We start from the raw sequence: 19,899 nt of genomic DNA on the forward strand, positions 1-19,899 counted from the left end.
CGGCGGTCCGGGTGCGGTGGGGGTGGACCGCCCCGCCGCACCCGGGGACCGTCACGCGATCGGGCGCGCGGCGAGGTCCGCCAGCAGCCCCGCCACCAGCGCCGCCTGGTACGGCATCCCGTCGAGCACCACGTGCTCGGTCCGGGCGTGGGCGCCGTCGCCCACCGCGCCGAGGCCGTCCAGCACCGGGCACCCCGCGGCGGACACGAAGTTGCCGTCGCTCGCGCCGCCCACCGCGACCTCGCCCAGCTCGCGGCCGTACCCGGCGGCCACCGCCCGCGCGCGGCCCAGCAGCTCGACGCTGCCGGGGTGCGGGTTCATCGGCGGGCGGTTCCAGTCGCCGCCCACCACCAGCTCCACCCTCGGGTCGGTCGGCCGGAGCGCGGCGAGCGCCCGGTCGACCCGGCGCGCCTCGTCCTCGGTGGCCACCCGCACGTCCACCTCGGCCCGCGCGTGCCCGGCGACCACGTTGGTCCGGGTGCCGCCGCTGATCACGCCCACGTTGACGGTGGTGCCCCGGTCCGGCGCGGCGACGTCGCGCAGCGCGAGCACGACCTCGGCCAGCGCCGTCACGGCGCTCGCGCCCTTCTCCGGGTCCAGCCCGGCGTGCACCTCGACCCCGCGCACGTCGACGTGGAACAGCCCGATGCCCTTGCGGCGGGTCTTCACCCGGCCGGCCACGCCGGGTTCCAGCACGAGGGTGGCGGCGGCCCCGCGCGCGGCCCGCTCGATCACCGGCCGGGACGCCTTGCTGCCGATCTCCTCGTCCGGTGTGAACAGGAACCGCACGGTCGGCGCGGGCACGCCGAGGTCGCGCAGCGCGGCCACCGCCCACACGGCCTGCACCAGGCCGGCCTTCATGTCGAACGCGCCCGGCCCGGTGGCGATCCCGTCGGCGACGGCGAAGGGCCACTCGTCCAGGGTGCCGCGCGGCCACACGGTGTCGTAGTGCCCGAGCACCAGCACCTCGTCCGGCGTCGCGCCCTCGACCAGCACCTCCACCACGTCGCCGAGCGCGCCGTGCGCCTGCCTGCGCGCGGTCGCGCCGGGCAGCCGGTCGAGCGACCACCGCGCCAGCAGCGCGGCCATCCGGTCCAGGCACTCGCGGTCGTCGCTGGGCGACTCGGTGCCGACCAGCAGGGCCAGGTCGTCGACCAGGTCGCGCCGGCGCGCGGTCAGCAGTTCCAGCGGGGTGCTCATCGGACCGGCACCCCCGGTCCGAGCGGCAGGCCGAGGCCCCACCAGGCCATCAGCAGCGCCGTCCACACCACGAACAGGGCGGCGACCACCGGCAGCGTCATCGAGGTGAGCGTGCCGATGCCGACGTCCTTGCGGTACTGCCGCATGAACCCGAGCGTCATCACGAAGTAGGCGCTCATCGGCGTGATCGCGTTGGTGCACGAGTCGGCGATGCGGTAGGCGGCCTGGCTCAGCTCCGGCGAGACGCCCAGCAGCATCAGCATCGGCACGAAGATCGGGCCGACCAGCGCCCACTGGGCGGAGCCGCTGGTCACGACCAGGTTGATGAAGGTGACCACCAGCATCATGCCGAGCAGCAGGAGCGGGGTGCTGATGTTCGCGCCCTGGAGCACGCTCGCGCCCTTGATGGCCAGGTACGGGCCGAGGTTGGTCCACTTGAAGTAGGCCAGGAACTGCGAGATCGCGAAGAACAGCACCAGCACGGGCGCGAGCGGCCGGGTGCCGTCGGCCATCAGCCTCGGCACGTCGCCGGAGGTGCGGACCTTGCCGACCGCCCGGCCGTAGGCCAGCCCGGCGACGAAGAACACCACGAAGATCACCACCGCGACGTCCTTGAGCAGCGGCGAGTTCAGGATGCCACCGCCCTCGCCGCGCAGCGGCGAGCCGGCCGGGACGAGCGCGGCCACGCACGCGGCCAGCACCGCGGCGACGGCGACGCCCGCGTGCCGCAGCCCGCGCCGCTCGTCCGCGCCCAGCGCCACCGAGGCGGTCACGTCGTCGGCGGGCGGGGTGTCCGGCGTCAGCGCGGCGGCCCGGCGGACCAGCACCTTCTCGGTGACCAGGGTGATCACCCCGGACAGCACCACGGCCGAGGCGATGGCGAAGAAGTAGTTCGCGAGCGGCGACACCACGTAGGTCGGGTCGATCAGCCGGGCGGCCGAGGTGGTCAGGCCGGACAGCAGCGTGTCGGTCGGCGTGACCAGCGGGCTGGCGTCGTAGCCCGCCGAGATCGACACGAACGCCACGACCACGCCGAGGACCGGGTTGCGGCCCCGGATGTGGAAGATGACGCCGCCGAGCGGGACCAGCACGACGTAGGCGCTGTCGCCGAGCACGTGCGCGGTCATGCCGGTGAACGCCAGCGCGAAGGTCAGCCAGCCGGCGGGCACCTTGACGATGCTCGCCCGCAGCAGGGCGTGCAGCAGGCCGGTCTCGGTGGCCAGCGCGACGCCGAACATCACCACGATGATCAGGCCGAGCGGCGGGAACGACACGAAGTTGTCGACCGCGTCCCCGATCATGCCGCGCAGCCCCTCGCCGGACAGCAGGCTCCGGACCACCACGGGCTTGCCCTGGCCGGGCGCGGTGGCGGTGGCGCCCTCGGCGAGCCGGCTGACCACCAGCAGCACGGCGCTGAGGATCCAGAACAGCCAGAACGAGTCGGGTAGCCGGTTGCCCGCCCGCTCCACCACGCCGAGGAAGCGCAGCAGCGCAGGTTCCCGCTCTCGCGTCCGCGTTCCCGCCATGCAGTCCTCCTGGGATGGTCCGTACGATATGGACGCATACAGAACCACTCGCGTTCAATTGCGTCAATGGCTTGTTCTAGATCGTTCTAATCCGACGCACCTTCCGACCTCTAGGATCGACGCATGGTGACTGCGGCGCGACCCGCCGAGAGCGAAGCCGCTCTGGACGACGTGGACCTGGACATCATCGCCGCACTCCAGCTCGACCCGCGCGCCGCGTTCGACCGGGTGGCCGAGGTGCTCGGCAGCACCGGCCGGACCGTGGCCAGGCGGGTCGAGCGGATGACCGAGGCGGGCGTCCTGCGGTTCGTGTGCGAGGTGCACCGGTCGCTGGTGTCCGAGGGCACCCGGATACACAGCTGGATCAGGACCGAGCCGAGGCTGATCCACCAGGTGGCGGAAACCCTGACCGCCATGCCCGAGGTGGTGTTCTGCTGCACGACGGCGGGCAGCGCGGGCGTGTACTGCACCGCCGTGCCCGGCCGGGGCGAGCGCGCCGAGTTCCTGACCTCCCGGCTGCCCGCCGTGCCCGGCATCATCGCCACCCGCAGCGAGATCGAGCTGCGCGTGGTGCGCAAGGCGTCCTCCTGGCGGCTGCCCCGGCTGACCGGCGCCCAGCGGGCCGCGCTGGCCCGGCCGCTGCCGGACTTCGCGCAGCGCCCGCGCCCGCTGTCGGAGGAGGAGCGCACCGCGGTCACCCTGCTCCGGGTCGACGCGCGGATGGCCTACGCCGACCTGGCCCGCGCCCTGGGCATGACCCAGCCGAGGGCCCGCCGCCTGGTGCTGAACCTGCTGGACGAGGGGCTGCTCCAGCCGCGCGTCGACGTCGAGCCCGGCGCGCTCGGCTACCGGACGGAGGCCATCCTGGGCCTGCGCACCCAGTTCGGCCACGCGACCGCCGTCGCCGACGCGCTCACCCGGTACGGCGGCACCCGCTACCTGGCCAGGGTCGCCGGCACGTCGAGCCTGCTGTGCCAGGCGGTGTTCCAGGACGAACCGGCGCTGGCCGACTTCCTGGACGACCAGCTCGCGGGGGTGGACGCGGTGGTCCACGCCGAGGTGTCCATGATCCTGCGGGTCACCAAGCGCCTCTGGATACCGCGGGAGGGCGTGCTGCTGGGCGTGCCCCGGTTCCCGGACCTGCTGCCGAGCCCGCAGCCGTAGGGGCCGCCCCTGGTCGGCATCGCGCCGTCAGGGCTGCTGGAACGCCGCCCGGTAGGCCCCGGGCGTGGTGCCGACCTGCCGGGCGAAGTGGTGCCGCAGCGCCTCCGTCGAGCCGAACCCCGCCGTGCGCGCGATCCGGTCCACCGACAGGGTGGTGGTCTCCAGCAGTTCCCTCGCCCGCTGCACGCGCCGGTCCAGCACCCAGCGCAGCGGTGTGGTGCCGGTGCGGGCGCGGAACCGGCGGGACAGGCTGCGGGTGCTGATGGCCGCCTGCGCCGCGATGTCGGCCAGCGACAGCGGCCGGTCGAGGTTGTCCTCGACCCAGCGCAGCGTCGGCGTGAGGTCGTCGGGGTCGCGGTCGGGGTCGCGGTGCTCGATGAACTGCGCCTGCCCGCCGGAGCGCTGCGGCGGCATGACGATCGCCCGCGCCGCGTCGGCCGCCACCGCCGCGCCGAGGTCGCGGCGCACCAGGTGCAGGCACAGGTCCAGCCCGGCCGCGACGCCGGCCGAGGTCAGCACCCGCCCCTCGTCGACGAACAGGACCGACGGGTCCACCTCGACCTCGGGGTGGCGCTCGGCGAGCAGGCCGGCGAGCCGCCAGTGGGTGGTCGCGCGGCGGCCGTCGAGCAGCCCCGCCGCCGCGAGCACGAACGCGCCGGTGCAGATGGACGCCACCGTCGCGCCCCGGTCCACGGCGTCCCGCAGCACCCGCAGGACCCCGGGGCCGGGCGGGCGGTCCGGGTCCGCGCCCGGCACGACCACGGTGTCCGCGTCGCGCGCGTCGTCGAGCCCGTAGCGCGACGAGAGCCGGAACGCCTCCTGGTCCCAGGCCGTCGCGGTGACCACCGGTTCGGCGCACACCCGGATCTCGTAGGCGGGGGACGAGTCGGCCCGGCGCGCCGCGGCGAACACCTGGCAGGGGATCGTGAGGTCGAAGGCCACCACGTTGTCGAGAGCCAGGACGGCGATGACGGGCATGTGGCCGGATGTTACGCATATCGGTCCTCCGCGCCACTGCCCGCCCGTCGCCCGCGCCGCACATACTCGTGATCACCCGACATGCCAACGACTTCGGAGGATCACGTGACCACCCTCGCCGTGCACGCCGTGCTCTACGACGGCGTCGAGGAGCAGGACTTCGTCGGCCCCATCGCGGTTTTCGGCGTCTTCGACCACATCCGGACGACCTACGTCACCGTCGACGGCCCGCGGACGGTGACCACCGCGTCCGGCGCGGAGATCGTCGTCCGCGCCCCTTGGTCGCCGTCGTCCGCCGACGTGGTCCTCGTGCCCGGCGGCGGTTACGGCGAAGGCTCCGGCGTGGACCTGGAGATCCGCCGCGGCGCGCTGCCGAAGGCGCTCGCCGACGCGCAACGCCCCGGCGTGGTCCTGGCGGCGGTGTGCACCGGCACGCTGCTCCTCGCGGCGGCCGGGATCACCGGGGGTCGGCCCTGCACCACGCACCACGTGGCCTTGGAAGACCTCCGGGCGCGGGGCGGGCGGGTCGTCGACGCGCGGGTCGTCGACGACGGTGACCTGGTCACCTCCGGCGGTGTCACGTCCGGGCTCGACCTGGGGCTGTGGTGGGTGGAGCGCCGTTACGGGCCGGAGGCCGCGCTGCTCGCCGAACGGGTGCTGGAGCACGAACGCCGCGGCACCGTGTGGCGCGCCGCGTCATGACGCCCACCATTCGTCCACAGTGGACGCAGCACGCCTCGTGCCGTGCGCCTCGTGCCGTGCGCCCGACTACCGGGCCGTGGCGGAACAGCGGGAGTCCGTGCCATCCAGGTCACCCGTGTCACCCAGGTCGTCCAGGTCGTCCGGCTCGCGCGGTGGCGTGGTCGCGATGATGGTGTCCAAGGCGGCGCGGGCGGCCACTAGGTCGGCGATGGCCCCGTCCAGGCGCTCGCGCTCCCGGTACAGGTCGGGCAGCAGGTCCGCGCACCCCGGGGCCGGCCCCTCCCCGTCGTCGACCATGCAGGGCAGCAGTTCGGCGATCGTGCGCGTGCTCAGCCCGGCGGCGAGCAGGGTGCGGATGCTCCGCACGGTGCGCACGTCCGCCTCGCCGTACTCGCGGTACCCGCTGGGCAGGCGTCGAGGCGCCAGCAGGCCCTGCTCCTCGTAGTAGCGCAGCAGCCGGATGCTGACGCCGGTCCGCCGGGACAGGGTTCCGATGCGCACGTGGTCACCACCACACCGAGTTGACTCTCACACCTGTGTGAGACTCTACCGTCCGGATCATGACCTCCGACCTGGACCGCACCCCCGTCACCGTCGTCGGCCTCGGCCCGATGGGCCTCGCGCTCGCCGCCGCCCTGCTGGAGCGGGGCCACCCGCTGACCGTCTGGAACCGCACCCCGGAGAAGGCCGACGAGCTGGTCGGCAAGGGCGCGCGGCGGGCGGCGACCGTCGCCGAAGCCGCGTCCGCGAGCCCCCTCACCATCATGTGCCTCAAGGACTACGACACCATGTACGCCGTGTTCGACGCCGCCGGGGACGCGTTGCGTGGCCGCGTCCTGGTGAACCTCAACTCCGGCACGCCGAACGAGGCCCGCGCGGCGGTCGACTGGGCCGACGAGCGCGGCGTCGCGTACCTCGACGGCGCGATCATGGTGCAGCCGCCGCTGGTGGGGCACCCGGGTTCCGTCTTCCTGTACAGCGGCTCGCAGGACGTGTTCGACCGGCACCGCGCCACCCTGGCGAGCCTGGGCGACCCCCGGTACCTCGGCGCGGACCCCGGCCTCGCGGTGCTGTACAACACGGCGCTGCTGGACCTGATGTACGCGGCCACCAACGGCTTCCTGCACGCGAGCGCCCTGGTGGCCTCGGCGGGCGTCCCGGCGGCGACCTTCGCCGGGCTCGCCCTCGACTGGTTCCTGCCCACCGTCGTCCAGGCGTCCCTGGCCGAGCAGGCGCCCGCCCTGGACGCCGGGCACTACCCCGGTGACCTCGGCACCCTGGAGATGAACCGCAACGCGCTGGAGCACATCACCCTGACCTCGCGGGAGCAGGGCGTGCACGACGACCAGCCGAGGCTGATGCAGGGCATCGCCGAGCGCGCGATCGCCGAGGGGCACGGCGACCGGAACTACCTGGCGGTGTTCGAGGTCTTCAAGAAGGCGAACGCGGCCCGCGCGTGACGGGTGGCGGCCACGCCGGAAAGTCGGTTGCCCCACCGCGCCGGCGCGGGAAATCCTGGCGGTGCCCGCGCTTCCCCCGGCACCGGAAGGTCACGATGTTCTCGATCCCCCTCGGCGACGACGGTGCGGAGCTGCGTCCGCTCGAACCGTGGCAGGCCGAAGAGTTCCTGGCCAACATCGACCGCGGACGGGAGTTCATCGGGCGCTACGTCGGGCTGGCGGACGCCGTCACGGACCTGGCGTCGAGCCGGGCGTACCTCCAGCGGTACGCGGACAAGGCCGCGGCGGACACCGGCCGGATCTACGGGACGTGGCTCGACGGGACGCTGGTCGGCGGCGTGCTGTTCCGGACGATGGACGTGCCGATGGGCACGGCCGAGGCCGGGTGCTGGCTGGAGCCGTCGGCGGCCGGCCGGGGGCTCGCGACGCGGGCCGCGCGGGTCATCATCGACTGGGCCATCGGGGAACGCGGCGTGCACCGCGTGGAGTGGGTGGTGGCGGCGGGCAACCTGGCCAGCGTCGCCGTCGCCCGCCGGCTGGGCATGACGCGGGAGGGCGTGCTGCGGGAGTCCTTCCCGCACGGCGGTGAGCGGTACGACATGGAGCTGTGGTCGGTCCTCGCGCCCGAGTGGCGGTCGGCCGCGCGGCAGCACGGGAACGGCCACCGGCGCGTGCCCTGACCGGCGCGTTCCACCCGGCCGTCCCCGGTGGCGGCCCCGCGCGGTGGCGCGGTTGTTGCAGAACGCGGACATGACGCGCACGGGACGCGGGCATCGCGCGGGCAGTGTCGGAGGTGTCCAACTCCGGCTCTACCAGTGAGGCAGGCATGGTCCGCCAGTGGGTGCGCGTGTTCGGTGATGGTGGTGGGCGGTCGGGCCGCCGTGCTTCGGCGGCGGTGGCCGGTGTGCTCGTGGTGGCGCTGTCCGCCTGCGGCCAGGGTCCCTCGGCGGGCGGGTCGTCCGGCGGGGCGGCGCGGCCCGGCGAGGACGGCAGCATCGCCGAGAACAGCAGCATCTCGCCCTTCGACGCCGAGCACGTCGCGATCCGGAAGCTGGACCCGGACCTGGTGGCGGCGGTGCGCAAGGCGGCGGAGGACGCCCGGTCGACCGGTGTCGAGCTGCGGGTCACCTCGGGCTGGCGGAGCAAGGAGTACCAGCAGCGCCTGCTCGACCGGGCGGTCACCGCCTACGGGAGCCTCGAAGAGGCGCGGCGGCTGGTCAGCACGCCGGAGAAGTCCGCGCACGTGTCCGGCAAGGCCATCGACATCGGTCCGACCGACGCCGCCGACTGGCTGGGCCGCAACGGCGCGGAGTACGGCCTGTGCCAGGTGTACGCGAACGAGATGTGGCACTTCGAACTCCTGACGAGCCCTGGCGGCGAGTGCCCCGAGCAGCGCAACGACGCGGCGGGGTGACCACCGCAGGCGGCCGGCGGCCCGGTACCGCACGGGCGGTGTCGTCGGCGGTCCGTCGCGACCGCCCTCGGCCGGCGCGGTGGGCGTTCGGCACCGGGGTCCGCTGTGCGAGCCGGGCCCCGGTGGCCCGACCTCGCCGCCGTCGGCGGTCAGGGCGCGTCAGGCGGGTGACGTGCGATCCGCCGTGGTCTCCGGCATGGTGACGACCAGGTTGCGCACGCGGTGCGCCGACGTCTCGTAGCCGGTGCTGGCGGACAGCCCCAGCTTGAACGTCGCGGGCACGGCGACCTGGCCGCGGGCCGCCGCGAGGTCGACCCCGTCGAACACGGTGGTGGTCCGGCCGGCGCGGGTCAGGGACACCGTGACGACGGCGTCGACGATGACGACCCGCACGTGGGCACCGTCCTCCCACACGGCGTCCAGCCCGCCCTCGACGCCGACGGCGGCGAGGTGGTGGAAGCCCTCGGCCCGGTCGCCCGAGCCGCGCAGCGCGACGGTGTGCGGCCGACGCGCGCCGCCGTCGACGGGACCGGCCAGGGTGGTCGAGAAGTTGCCCCACCGGTCGAACCCGATGCCCAGGTAGCCCTTCGTCACGCCGTCCCGCTCGCCCACCCCGCCGCGCGCGTACCCCAGCCCGGCACCGTAGCCGCCGACGCCCGTGTCGTGCTCGCCGTCGATGAGGTAGACGGCGAACCCGTCGCCGTTGCCGCCGGAGGCGTAGTAGTCGAACTCGATGGACACCCCGGCTCGGGACGGGAACGGCGTGTTCAGCAGCACCGTACCCGCCCGGTCGCGCTCGTTCGGGGTCAGTTGCAGCCCGTCGTCCGCCGTCAGCGTGGCGTCGCCGTGCAGCGTCCAGTCGTGCGCCAGGCCCGTCACGTCACCGCCCTGGAACGGCTCCACGATCGGGAAGACGTCGGTGGACGTCCCCGGCTCGGGCGCACCGTCCGGGTCGGGGACGTCGTCACCTGCCGGGTCGTCGTCACCGGCCGGGACGTCGTCGCCCGCGGTGGACGGCGGCGGGTCGGTCGCGATCGAGCCCGGCAGGCGGGGCCCGGTCAGCTCGAACAGGCCGAGCACGACGTCCTGGTACAGGTAGAACCCGCTCTCCAACGCGGGCAGCGGCCCGTCGCGGTCGTCGCCCGCGCCGTCGTCGCTCGCGGTCGGCGTGCCCAGCACCTGCGCGAGGTCGCGCACCGCGCCGTGCAGGGCCGATCGCGCGGTGGCGGCCAGCCACCGCACCGGCAGCTCGAAGGCGGCTGCGGTCTGCCGCAGCGGCGCGGGCGTCACCGCGAGCGGTGGCGCGGCGGTGGCGGCCAGCCAGCGCAGCGGCAGGTCCAGCACGCCGACGAGGTCGGCGTGGGACAGGACGGGCGGCGGCTCCCCGTCGACCATGAAGTCCTCCCATTCGAGCAGGTCGAACAGGAACTGCCCACCCTTGTACAGCGGCCACGGCGCGAGCGCGTCGAGGATCTGCCGCGCGCGCTCGGGCTCCGCCTGCCGCAGCGCGACACCGCGCCGAGCGAGGGTGCACAGCACCGCCCGCAGCCGGAGGTTGGCCTGGTGCACGAACCCGAGCGTCGCGAGGTCCCGCTCGTGCAGGGCGGACCGGTCGTCGCCGGCGTCGACGCTCACAGCGGCCGGGAGGTGACGTAGTGGGCGATCTGTCGCAGCACTGCTTTCCCTTCGTTCTCCGGGATGACGGCCAGGTCGTGCTCGAAGCGCTCGATGCCCTCGGCGGCCAGCCGGTCGGCCAGGTCCACGGCGTAGTCGAGCGAGCCGTACTCGCGCATGGCCGCGAGCAGCTCCTCGGCGTCCTGCTGGGACTTGTCGGTGCGCCGCCGGTTCAGCACCCGCGCGAGCCGCTTGCGGTCGCGGGCGTTCGCGGTGCGGAAGAGGTGGATCAACATGACGGTGCGCTTGCCCTCCAGGAGGTCGCCGAGCGCCTCCTTGCCGTACAGGGCCTCGTCGCCGACGAGGTTGAGGATGTCGTCCTGGATCTGGAACGCGATGCCGATCAGCCGGAACGCCTCGTCGAACCGGCCCAGCACGGCCGGGTCGGTCACCCCGGCGCACACCGCGCCCATCCGGCACGGGCTGATGCACGTGTACCAGCCGGTCTTCTTGGTGCTCATGAGGAAGTAGTCGGCGTCCTCGCGCGGCACCACGCGGGAGCGGATCCAGCCCAGCTCGATGGCCTGGCCCTCGACGGACTCCCGGCACATGTGCATGGCCTCCTGGATCAGCCCCAGCGTCCTGGCCAGGCCGAGCGTTTCGAGGTTCGCCAGCACCGCGTCGACCGCCAGCAGGTTGAGCCCGTCGCCGACGTTGACCGCGACCCCGTTGCCGAACTCGGCGTTCAGGGTGGGCAGGCCGCGGCGGTGCGTCGACTCGTCGGCGATGTCGTCGTGCACCAGGAAGCCGTTGTGGAACAGCTCCAGAGCAGCCGCCGCCCGCGCCGCGTGCTCCGGCTTCTCCCCGAACGCCGCGCAGGTCGCGAACACGAGGGTGGGCCGGAGCCCCTTGCCCTGCCGCGTCGGGTACGCGCCCATCAGGTCGTACAGGTCGGCCTTCGGCTCCCGGTCCGGCAGCAGGAGGTCGATCTCCCGGTTGGCGCGTGCCCGGCAGGCCCGCATCGTCTCCACCAGGTCGGCGTCGCCGACCGGCCCGGCCTCCCACCAGCCGTCGCTGCGGCGCCCGTCCCACAGCAGCCGCGGCGCGGTGTCCACCGTCCCGCCGATCAACGCCCTGGTGCCCTCGTCCACGTCCAGCGGGCGGCGCGCGGCGAGGAAGTCCACGGCGCGCCACCCGGTCGCGGTGGCACCGTGCGGTGACAGCGGGTCGGGCGCGCCGTCGGCCACCGGGCCCCACAGGCGGGGCGACCGCTCGCGGTACTCGCGCCACAGCTGCTGGACGAACCGGAGCCCCGACGCGCGCTGGGACAGCAGCGTGAACGCCCGCCACACCGCCAGCACCCCGGCGCGGGGTCCGCGCACGTCCAGGCTGTGCGGCAGCACCTGCTCGACCGGCGGCCGCTGGGCGTCGAAGATCAGGTTCATCGCCCGGTCGTCGAAGACCACCTCGACGTCGGGGTCGCCGACCAGGTCGGGCTCGACCAGCAGCCGGCTGTGGCGCACGGTCAGCGTGGCTCGGCTGCCGTCGTGGAAGTGCAGGCCCAGCACGACGCCGCGCAGCTGGTCGGCCGCGGCGGCGACGATGGCGGGCGCGCGTTCCGACAGCGCCGACACCGTGTCCGCCAGCAGCCGCGCCCCCGTGTGCGGCGCGGTGGTGATCGCCGGTTCAGTCCCCATGCGCCCCTCCTGCGAACTCGACCACGCCGTACGTCTCGAAGCCCAGTTCCCGGCCGCCGACGACCCCCTCGACCGCGCACCGGCCCAGCAGCTCGTGCACGCTGAACGGCCGCCGGTTGGTCTCCGACGGGTTCGCGATGCGCGCCGCCGTGATCGCCCGGAAGTCCATGACCAGCCGGTCCGCGCCCATGCGCGCGGCGAGCAGCAGCCGGCGCGGCACCGGCGGCGCGGGCGGGGTGCCCAGCGTGGCGGCCAGCGGCGGCGTCAGCGTCACCCGGTCCAGGTCCAGCTCGCCGTGCACGGCGAGCTGGAACCGGCGGCGCGGGAAGTGCCGCGCCAGCCGCCCGCCGCGCCACACCATCACCGAACCGGTGGGCGCGTCGCGCGGGTACTCGGGCTGGATCAGGGTGAACACCACCGACCACGGCGGCGCGCCGGCCGGATCGGCCGTGGGCGCGTTGGCGAAGCCGAACACCCAGCCGCCCATGACCGGCCAGCTCCACCGGCCCCGCACCCGCTCGTGGTAGCCGAGCAGGTCGTGGACGACCTCGCCGCGCTCGCCGCGCAGCGTGCCCCGGCCCCGGACACCGGGCTCGGACTGCCAGCGCAGGAACTCGTCGTCCCCGAACGACGAGCACTGGGACGTGCACGGCCGGCTGGTGCGCGCGAGCCGCAGGTCCACGGCCGGGCTGCCGGTCACGGCCGCGACCCGGAACGCGCCCGGCGCGCCGTGCGGGTGCGGCAGGCGGAAGGTCGACCACGCCTCGTCCGGTCGGACCGCGTTGAACTGGCTGGACGACCACCCGTGCCCAGGCTCGTGCACCAGCAGGATCGACATCCGCTGGGGCGCCCACCGGTCCGGTTCGCCGGCGGGCTGCTCCGCGCCCAGCACGGACAGGTTCGAGATCACCACGTGGCCGGTGTCGGGGGCCAGGAACGCGTAGTGCAGCCACTCGCGGTCGTGCGGGTGGCACAGCTCGGACCGCGGGAACGGCCCGCGGACACCCAGCGCGGGCAGCCGCTCATCGGTGGGGCGCAGCGGCACGCGCGACTCTCCGGTTCACTCGGGCTGTGCCGCGCACCGACGCCACAGCGGGGACTGGTCGGCGACATGGTGCCGGCGTCGTCGGCCGTCAGGCGGTGCCACGGGGCCCTGTCACCCGCTCAGGTCGATCTTCCGCCCGATCGGTCACCGTGCCGGGGGAACCGGGGGCTCGCGGACGTGGTGGCGCGGGGTGGACGACGTGGTCCCCCGACCACGCCGTCCACTCCCCGGCCACGTCCGACCGCTCCGGTCAGCCGAGGCCGCCGGGGCGCGCGAGCAGGTCGCGCAGCGCCGCGTCGATGAAGCGCGTGTCGGGCTCGTTGCTGCCGTGCCCGGCGAAGTGCCCCCAGGTGCCGGGGATGACCCGGAGTTCGGCGTCGGCCATGTGCCCGACCGCCCACGCCTCGTCCTCCGGAGGGAAGTACAGGTCCTTCTCGGCGGGCATCACGATGGCCGTGGCGCGGATCGAGGCCAGCGCCGCCACCGTGTCCCCGTCGAAGCCCGGCGTCAGGCCGACGTCGGCGGTCTGCCAGGTCCGCAGCATGGTGAGCAGGTTGTTGGGGTCCCGGTCGTCGAGGAAGAAGCCCTCCCAGAACCCGACCAGGAAGTCCTCCAGCGACGTGTGGCCGAGCTTCTCCCACTCCCGGTCCCAGTAGAACGCCTGGGAGAAGCCCCACCCGGCGTACACGCGGGCGGCGGCGCGCAGGCCGACGACCGGCGGCGCGTCGCCGTACCAGCCGCCCGCGAACGCCGCGTCGGCGGTCAGCGCGGCCTTCACGCCCTCCAGGAAGACCTGGTTGTGGAAGCTGGTCCGCGACGAGCCGCAGAACGGGGCGATGCGCTCGACCATCTCCGGGTGGCTCACGGCCCACTGGTAGGTCTGGCCCGCGCCCATCGACCAGCCGGTCACCAGCGCGAGGCGCTCGATGCCGAAGTGCCTGGTCACCAGGTCGTGCTGCGCGCGGACCTGGTCGTGGAACGTGACGTGCGGGAAGCGGGGCCCGGCGTAGCCGCCGGTGGTGTTGCTCGGCGAGGTGGACAGGCCGTTCCCGAGCATGTTCGGGACGATGACGAAGTACTTGTCCGGGTCGAGGGCCATGCCGGGGCCGATCAGCCACTCGTTGTCCCAGTGGCGGCCGGAGTACCACGTGGGGTACACGACGGCGTTGGACTTGTCGGGTGCGAGCGTGCCGTAGGTCGCGTAGGCGAGCCGCGCGCCGCGCAGGGTCGCGCCGTGTTGCAGGGTGAAGTCGCCGAGGTCGTGGTGCTGGGTTTCGGTCACGGGCGGTCCTCCGGTCCGGGGGTCGGTGCGCGAGGTCGTCGGTGCGGCGATCCCGCCTGGGTGAGAATCTGCCTCATCGGGTCCGTTGTGGCCAGACGGCGGCGTGGAATAGGCTGGTGGCACGGCCGGTCCACAGCGGGCGTTCGACCGGGAGCGTCCATAGTGGACGGAATTGGCCGTGCGCCCGGCGGGCCGGTGCGGCGCGGTCCTGTCGGCGCGGCGGGTGCGCGCCTACCCTGGCGGCATGGGCGAACTCCCCGAGACGTTCGACGACGCCTTCCGGTCCTCGGCGCGGTCGGAGTGGTTGCGCCGGGAGTTCCCGCGCCTCCTCGACCCGGAGTTGCCGCCGGAGGTGGAGCCGTTCTCCTTCGTGCCCGCGTCCGGGCTGGCCGAGATCGCCTCGGCGGTGCGCGTCGGGCCCGGCGACCTGCTGGTTGACCTCGCCTGCGGGCGCGGCGGGCCGGGCATGTGGGTGGCGCGGCGCGTCGGCGCGGCGCTGTGCGGCGTGGACGGCTCGTCGGTCGCGGTCGCCGCCGCGACCGACCGCCGGGACGCGTTCGGGCTGGGGTCGAGGGCGCGGTTCGCGCAGGGGGACCTGGCGGCCACCGGGCTGGCCGACGGTGCGGCCGACGCCGTGATGTGCGTCGACGCGCTCCAGTTCGCCCCGGACCGCGACCTGGTCGCGCGGGAGCTGCGGCGCGTGCTCCGCCCCGGCGGTCGACTCGTGCTGACCTGCTGGGAAGCCCGCCTGCTCGGCGATGCCTGCGTGGTCGAGCGGTTCGCGACCCTGCGCTGCGGCGAGGTGCTGCGCGCCGCCGGGTTCGCCGACGTCGAGGTGGTCGAGCGGCCGGCGTGGGAGGAGCGCAGGCGAGCGGTGTACGACGCGGCGCTGGCGCTCGGCCCCTCGGAGGACGTCGGGCTGAGCATGATCCAGGCCGAGGGCCGGGATGCCCTCCAGGAGATGCCGCTGACCAGACGCGTGCTCGTCACCGCCACCAACCCGACCTGATCGACCACGCGTAAGCCGGTCATCCGCTGATCCGCCGTCCACACCACCGCACCGCGCTGTCGGGCGTGCCGGCGCGCGGTGCACAATCGGCGGACCCCGCAGGCCCGTCGCACCCGTGGAGCCGCCATGCCGCGCAAACCCGCACTCACGTTCGCCGGCGCGCTGCGCATCCTGGGCCGGCACGATTCCGACGTGGTCGGCAGGCTGGACAAGGCCCTTGGCGGGGCCGTCCTCGGCGCGGGCGTCGCGGCGGCGGTCGGCCCGGCCGGCCTGTTGGCGGCCCTGTGGGGCTGGGTGGACCAGAAGAACGAGGCCATCGGCCTGTTACGCGCCCTGGTCGGCTCGTTGTCGGACCGCCTGGCGGGCGTGAAGCGCCTCGAACGCCGGGACGCCATCGTGGCCGCGCACAGCACGATCGTCGTGGCGGCGTTCTTCGAGGTGCTGGAAGAGACGCTGGGCCGGCGACCGACGCAGGCGCTCGCCGTGACGGACGCCGAGCGCCACGTGCTGGCCGTCGGCGAGCGCAGGCGGACCGACCAGGGCTACTACGAGGCCCTGTACCGGTCGGAGATCCCCGTGCCGTCGCCGTCCTGCGGTTTCCACGAGAACCTCGAACGGGTCTCGCACTGGCTCGGCGCGATGGGGCGGCGCTCCAACGACTTCTTCAACGGCTTGGAGGGCGGCCCCGCGCTCGGCGGGGTCTTCAGCGCGGCGTTCCAGGCCCACGCCACCAGCCGCTACGAGTCGCTCTACCTCCGCCTGGCGGAGAAGGTGCCCGAGTTCGCGTTCTGGGCGCTGCTGGGGGAGAACGCGGCCACCCGCGACCGCGTCGAGCGGCTCGACGCGAGCCTGCGCGACGCCCTGGACGTGCAGGGGCAGGCGTTGGCCCGCGTCGAGGCGCTGCTGTCCCTGGTCCGCGACCCGAGCGTGGAACTCGACCGGCACCGCGCGGGCCTGCACAAGGCGAACACCGGCGTGCTGTCCCGGTTCGTGGTCTCCAACGACGTCGAGCGCGACGCCGACATCACGTTCCCGACCATCGAGCGGGCGTTCGTCACCCCGAATTACCGCATCGCCGTCCGCGACGCGGAGGCGCGCCCGGCCGACGAGGGCTGGTGGTCGGACCGGCAGGTGCAGCGCGACCTGGAGCTGACGCTGGCCGCCTACCTGACCTCGGCCGAGGCGACCACCCGGCCGCTGCTGCTGCTCGGTCACCCCGGCGCGGGCAAGTCGATCCTGATGAAGGTCCTCGCCGCCCGGCTGCCGCCCGAGGACTACACGGTCGTCCGGGTGCCGCTGCGCGCGGTGGGCGCGGGCGCGCCGGTGGTGGACCAGATCCAGCAGGCGCTGGACATCGCCACCAACAAGCGCCGGACGTGGGACGCCCTGACCGACCAGGACGCGGACACCGTCCTGGTGGTGCTGCTGGACGGCCTGGACGAGCTGCTCCAGGCCGCCGCCTCCGACCGCGGCGGCTACCTCCAGGAGGTGATGGAGTTCCAGCGCATCGAGGGTGAGCAGAACCGCCCGGTCGCGGTCGTGGTCACGTCGCGGACCGTCGTCGCCGACCGCGTCGACATCCCGGAGGGCGCCCCGGTCGTCAAGCTGGAGGAGTTCGACCGGGACCAGATCGCCGCGTGGCTGGCCGAGTGGCGCGCCGCCAACCTGCCCGCGATCGAGGCGGGCGTCGTCCGGGGGCTCACCGCCGACGAGGCGCTGCACCAGCCGCACCTGGCCGGCCAGCCCCTGCTGCTGCTCATGCTCGCGCTCTACGCGGCGGACCCGGCCTCGCCCAAGCTGGACGCCGACCTGTCGCGGGCGGCGCTCTACGAGCGGATCTTCGAGCGGTTCGCGCGGCGCGAGGTGGTCAAGCGCGCGGGCGACCGGTTGCGCCCGCGGGAGCTGCGGGACCGCGTGGACGAGCAGCTCTTCCGGCTGTCCGTCGCGGCGCTCGCGATGGTCAACCGGGGCGTGCAGCACGTGCGGGAAGCGGCGCTGCGCAAGGACCTGGCCGAGCTGACCCAGCAGGACGACCTGCCCGAGGACGAGGGCGCGCGGCTGCTCGGCGAGTTCTTCTTCGTGCACGCGCCGGAAGCGGTGGCGCGCGAGCGGCAGCGGTCGTACGAGTTCCTGCACGCCACCTTCGGCGAGTACCTGGTCGCGCGGCACGTGGTGGGCGAGCTGGCGGCGCCGGCGAGCACCGCCCACCACGGCCACCGCAGCCGGGAACTCGACGACGAGATGCTGTTCGCCCTGCTCTCCCACCAGGTGTGGATGACACGGGCCTACCTCGTGGACTTCGCCGTGCAGGTCTTCGCGGCCCTGCCGCCCGACCGGCGGGACGAGGTCCGGCGCGCGTTGGCCGAACTGCTCCGGACGTTCCGCCGACGCCGCCGCTCGACCCGCCTGGACCGCTACCGCCCGACGCCCCTGGACGTCGTCCGGCAGTTGGCCGTGTACTCCGCGAACCTGACCACCCTCGCCGTCCGCTTCACCGCTGACCGGACCGCTCTCCGCCTGGTCGGCGCGTTCGGTGACGACGGAACCGAAGCCCTGGCGAACTGGCGCTCGACCCTGTCGCTGTGGCGCGCGGGGCTGGACGACGACAGCCGACAGGCGCTCGTGGTCAACCTGGACCTGCGCGAGGGGTCCGCGTTGGACATCGGTGTGAAGTCGCCGGGGATGGTCGAACTGTGGTCCGCCCGGCTCGGTGATGAGGGCGACCACGCGGCGCGGCTCTTCTGGGGCTTGGCGATGCACGACCGACGCATCGCCTACGATGCGATTTCCTGGGCGGATGAATCACTCGCCTGGATCGTCCTCGTCCTGGTGCACGGGGAGCACGGGAACCCGGCCTACGTCGTGGACCCGCCGGAGGGCACCTCGTCCAGCGATCTGAGCCGGGTCGGGCAAGCGTTGTCGATGCTCTTGCGGGTGCGCGCGTGGACGCTGTCGAAGACCTTCGTCCTCCGCGCGGCCCACAGCCTGGCGTCCTACCCGCACAGCTTCGGGGTGAGCGCGGTGACCGTGCTGGGCATCGCCTACGTCCACCCCGAGGTGCTGCTGGGGATACCGGAGTGGCAGGACCCCACCTTCTACGACGGCCTGCGCGACGAACTGCGACTGGTCCTCGACGCCGCCGGGGTGCGCGTCGACCGGAAGAAGCACCCGGGGTGGGACGAACTCCGCGCCGGGCTCCTCGGCGACGACGACCGGGTGGAACCGCCCACCGGCGACCTGGCGAACCTCTTCAGCCGCTTCGACTGACCGCCGGGCGCCCCGATCGCGGCTGAGCGTGTCGCGGTGGTCACCCCCTGTGCGGGAAGCCGTGAGCCGCGCGTGAGGTGCGTCCCCCAGCGTGGAACATCGACAAGCCGCAGGTCAGACTGGTCGCTCGACAGTGGAGTGGTGATCGGACGATCGGAGATCGGGTACGTGGCGATCCTGGACGAGAAGTTGGGCGAGATCTACGACGAGGTGCTGCGGCGCAACCCGGGCGAGACCGAGTTCCACCAGGCGGTGCACGAGGTGCTGGACAGCCTCGGGCCGGTGGTCGCCAAGCACCCCCAGTACGCCGACGCGGCCGTCATCCGCCGGTTGTGCGAGCCCGAGCGCCAGATCATCTTCCGCGTGCCCTGGGTGGACGACTCCGGCGCGGTGCAGATCAACCGCGGCTTCCGGGTCGAGTTCAACTCGGCGCTCGGGCCGTACAAGGGCGGCCTGCGCTTCCACCCCTCGGTGTACCTGGGGATCGTCAAGTTCCTCGGTTTCGAGCAGATCTTCAAGAACTCGCTCACCGGCATGCCCATCGGCGGCGGCAAGGGCGGGTCGGACTTCTCGCCGCGCGGCCGGTCCGACGGCGAGGTGATGCGGTTCTGCCAGGCGTTCATGACCGAGCTGTACCGGCACATCGGCGAGTACACCGACGTGCCCGCCGGTGACATCGGCGTGGGCGGCCGGGAGATCGGCTACCTGTTCGGCCAGTACAAGCGCATCACCAACCGCTACGAGTCCGGCGTCCTCACCGGCAAGGGCCTGGCCTGGGGCGGCTCGCAGGTGCGCACCGAGGCGACCGGCTACGGCACGGTGTTCTTCGTCGAGGAGATGCTCAAGGTCCGCGGCGACTCCTTCGAGGGCAAGAAGGTCGTGGTCTCCGGCTCGGGCAACGTCGCCGTGTACGCGGTGGAGAAGGTGCAGCAGCTCGGCGGCACGGTGATCGCCTGCTCGGACTCCAACGGGTACGTGGTGGACGAGCGCGGCATCGACCTCGACCTCCTCAAGGACGTCAAGGAGACCCGGCGGGCGCGCATCTCCGCCTACGCCGAGGCCCGCTCCGACACCGTCCGGTACGTCGAGGGCGGCTCGGTGTGGGACGTCCCGTGCGACGTCGCGATCCCGTGCGCGACGCAGAACGAGCTGAACCGGCGGGACGCCGCGACGCTCGTCGGCAACGGGTGCTCGATCGTCGCCGAGGGCGCGAACATGCCCTGCACCCCGGACGCCGTGCGGCTGTTCGCCGAGGCCGGTGTGCTGTTCGCGCCGGGCAAGGCGGCCAACGCGGGCGGCGTGGCCACCAGCGCCCTGGAGATGCAGCAGAACGCGTCCCGCGACTCCTGGGGCTTCGCCCACACCGAGCGCCGGCTGGCGGACATCATGCACGGCATCCACGACCGCTGCCTGGAGGCGGCCGAGACCTACGGCAGCCCCGGCGACTACGTCGCGGGCGCGAACATCGCCGGCTTCATCCAGGTCGCCGACGCGATGCTGGCGCTGGGCGTGATCTGACCGACGGCTCCGCCCGCCGCCCC

At 73.8% G+C, this 19,899-nt stretch carries 16 protein-coding genes; 8 read left to right on the top strand and 8 right to left on the bottom strand.

What is annotated here, in order from left to right:
* Positions 1–51: 51 nt before the first annotated feature.
* Positions 52–1,200, bottom strand: a complete 1,149-nt coding sequence (locus C8E97_RS11310) for a M20 family metallopeptidase (protein ID WP_121004308.1) — start codon at positions 1,198–1,200, stop codon at positions 52–54.
* Positions 1,197–2,726 (bottom strand): AbgT family transporter, encoded by a 1,530-nt coding sequence (locus C8E97_RS11315; RefSeq protein ID WP_121004311.1) that lies wholly within the window; start codon positions 2,724–2,726, stop codon positions 1,197–1,199. The genes C8E97_RS11310 and C8E97_RS11315 overlap by 4 nt, the downstream gene beginning before the upstream one ends.
* A gap of 123 nt (positions 2,727–2,849) precedes the next feature.
* Between C8E97_RS11315 and C8E97_RS11320 the strand changes: the two genes are divergently transcribed.
* Positions 2,850–3,890: an Lrp/AsnC family transcriptional regulator gene (locus tag C8E97_RS11320; protein WP_121004314.1), complete on the top strand. Its 1,041-nt coding sequence runs from the start codon at positions 2,850–2,852 to the stop codon at positions 3,888–3,890.
* A gap of 27 nt (positions 3,891–3,917) precedes the next feature.
* On the opposite strand, the gene C8E97_RS11325 is transcribed toward C8E97_RS11320, so the two are convergent.
* Positions 3,918–4,868: a GlxA family transcriptional regulator gene (locus tag C8E97_RS11325; protein ID WP_121004317.1), complete on the bottom strand. Its 951-nt coding sequence runs from the start codon at positions 4,866–4,868 to the stop codon at positions 3,918–3,920.
* Between the two features lie 105 nt (positions 4,869–4,973).
* Here C8E97_RS11325 and C8E97_RS11330 point away from each other — a divergent pair, with 105 nt between their 5' ends.
* Positions 4,974–5,570, top strand: a complete 597-nt coding sequence (locus C8E97_RS11330) for a DJ-1/PfpI family protein (RefSeq protein ID WP_246018815.1) — start codon at positions 4,974–4,976, stop codon at positions 5,568–5,570.
* A gap of 66 nt (positions 5,571–5,636) precedes the next feature.
* Here the strand turns inward: C8E97_RS11330 and C8E97_RS11335 are convergent, their stop codons facing one another.
* Positions 5,637–6,071 carry a MerR family transcriptional regulator gene (locus C8E97_RS11335; protein WP_121004322.1) on the bottom strand — a complete coding sequence of 145 codons (435 nt, stop codon included), beginning with the start codon at positions 6,069–6,071 and terminating at the stop codon, positions 5,637–5,639.
* A gap of 59 nt (positions 6,072–6,130) precedes the next feature.
* On the opposite strand from C8E97_RS11335, the gene C8E97_RS11340 reads away from it, so the two are divergent.
* The 3 genes from C8E97_RS11340 to C8E97_RS11350 all read left to right on the top strand — a co-directional run bounded on the left by C8E97_RS11340 (position 6,131) and on the right by C8E97_RS11350 (position 8,444).
* Positions 6,131–7,030, top strand: a complete 900-nt coding sequence (locus C8E97_RS11340) for an NAD(P)-dependent oxidoreductase (protein WP_121004324.1) — start codon at positions 6,131–6,133, stop codon at positions 7,028–7,030.
* Positions 7,031–7,125: 95 nt separating this feature from the next.
* A complete protein-coding gene (locus C8E97_RS11345) occupies positions 7,126–7,710 on the top strand; it encodes a GNAT family N-acetyltransferase (RefSeq protein ID WP_121004326.1) in 585 nt (194 codons plus the stop codon).
* 146 nt (positions 7,711–7,856) lie between these two features.
* Positions 7,857–8,444 (top strand): M15 family metallopeptidase, encoded by a 588-nt coding sequence (locus C8E97_RS11350; RefSeq protein ID WP_121004328.1) that lies wholly within the window; start codon positions 7,857–7,859, stop codon positions 8,442–8,444.
* Between the two features lie 159 nt (positions 8,445–8,603).
* Here C8E97_RS11350 and C8E97_RS11355 read toward each other — a convergent pair whose 3' ends face one another.
* The 4 genes from C8E97_RS11355 to C8E97_RS11370 form a co-directional block, all read right to left on the bottom strand.
* Entirely contained in the window at positions 8,604–10,079 is a 1,476-nt protein-coding gene (locus tag C8E97_RS11355; protein ID WP_121004330.1) for an L-type lectin family protein, read from the bottom strand.
* The gene (locus C8E97_RS11360) at positions 10,076–11,755 is read right to left on the bottom strand and encodes a polyprenyl synthetase family protein (protein ID WP_121004332.1); all 1,680 of its coding nucleotides are present in this window, start codon (positions 11,753–11,755) and stop codon (positions 10,076–10,078) included. Before C8E97_RS11360 ends, C8E97_RS11355 begins: the two co-directional genes overlap by 4 nt.
* Complete coding sequence (locus C8E97_RS11365) at positions 11,745–12,800, bottom strand: hypothetical protein (RefSeq protein ID WP_211346970.1); 1,056 nt, start codon at positions 12,798–12,800, stop codon at positions 11,745–11,747. Before C8E97_RS11365 ends, C8E97_RS11360 begins: the two co-directional genes overlap by 11 nt.
* Positions 12,801–13,050: 250 nt before the next feature.
* Complete coding sequence (locus C8E97_RS11370; RefSeq protein WP_121004335.1) at positions 13,051–14,082, bottom strand: alpha/beta fold hydrolase; 1,032 nt, start codon at positions 14,080–14,082, stop codon at positions 13,051–13,053.
* Between the two features lie 244 nt (positions 14,083–14,326).
* On the opposite strand from C8E97_RS11370, the gene C8E97_RS11375 reads away from it, so the two are divergent.
* The 3 genes from C8E97_RS11375 to gdhA all read left to right on the top strand — a co-directional run bounded on the left by C8E97_RS11375 (position 14,327) and on the right by gdhA (position 19,876).
* Positions 14,327–15,091 (top strand): class I SAM-dependent methyltransferase, encoded by a 765-nt coding sequence (locus C8E97_RS11375; protein ID WP_147455070.1) that lies wholly within the window; start codon positions 14,327–14,329, stop codon positions 15,089–15,091.
* A 126-nt stretch (positions 15,092–15,217) separates the two neighbouring features.
* Positions 15,218–18,358 (top strand): NACHT domain-containing protein, encoded by a 3,141-nt coding sequence (locus C8E97_RS11380; RefSeq protein WP_211346971.1) that lies wholly within the window; start codon positions 15,218–15,220, stop codon positions 18,356–18,358.
* A gap of 189 nt (positions 18,359–18,547) precedes the next feature.
* Positions 18,548–19,876 carry an NADP-specific glutamate dehydrogenase gene (gene gdhA / locus C8E97_RS11385; RefSeq protein ID WP_425470663.1) on the top strand — a complete coding sequence of 443 codons (1,329 nt, stop codon included), beginning with the start codon at positions 18,548–18,550 and terminating at the stop codon, positions 19,874–19,876.
* Positions 19,877–19,899 lie beyond the last annotated feature (23 nt).

The organism is Saccharothrix australiensis (assembly GCF_003634935.1).
In the GTDB taxonomy this organism is placed as follows: Bacteria; Actinomycetota; Actinomycetes; order Mycobacteriales; family Pseudonocardiaceae; genus Actinosynnema; species Actinosynnema australiense.

Coding starts and splice junctions, on each gene's coding strand:
- C8E97_RS11310 (WP_121004308.1), bottom strand. CDS start 1,200: ATGAGCACCCCGCTGGAACTGCTGACCGCGCGCCGGCGCGACCTGGTC.
- C8E97_RS11315 (WP_121004311.1), bottom strand. CDS start 2,726: ATGGCGGGAACGCGGACGCGAGAGCGGGAACCTGCGCTGCTGCGCTTC.
- C8E97_RS11320 (WP_121004314.1), top strand. CDS start 2,850: ATGGTGACTGCGGCGCGACCCGCCGAGAGCGAAGCCGCTCTGGACGAC.
- C8E97_RS11325 (WP_121004317.1), bottom strand. CDS start 4,868: ATGCCCGTCATCGCCGTCCTGGCTCTCGACAACGTGGTGGCCTTCGAC.
- C8E97_RS11340 (WP_121004324.1), top strand. CDS start 6,131: ATGACCTCCGACCTGGACCGCACCCCCGTCACCGTCGTCGGCCTCGGC.
- C8E97_RS11345 (WP_121004326.1), top strand. CDS start 7,126: ATGTTCTCGATCCCCCTCGGCGACGACGGTGCGGAGCTGCGTCCGCTC.
- C8E97_RS11350 (WP_121004328.1), top strand. CDS start 7,857: ATGGTCCGCCAGTGGGTGCGCGTGTTCGGTGATGGTGGTGGGCGGTCG.
- C8E97_RS11360 (WP_121004332.1), bottom strand. CDS start 11,755: ATGGGGACTGAACCGGCGATCACCACCGCGCCGCACACGGGGGCGCGG.
- C8E97_RS11375 (WP_147455070.1), top strand. CDS start 14,327: ATGGGCGAACTCCCCGAGACGTTCGACGACGCCTTCCGGTCCTCGGCG.
- C8E97_RS11380 (WP_211346971.1), top strand. CDS start 15,218: ATGCCGCGCAAACCCGCACTCACGTTCGCCGGCGCGCTGCGCATCCTG.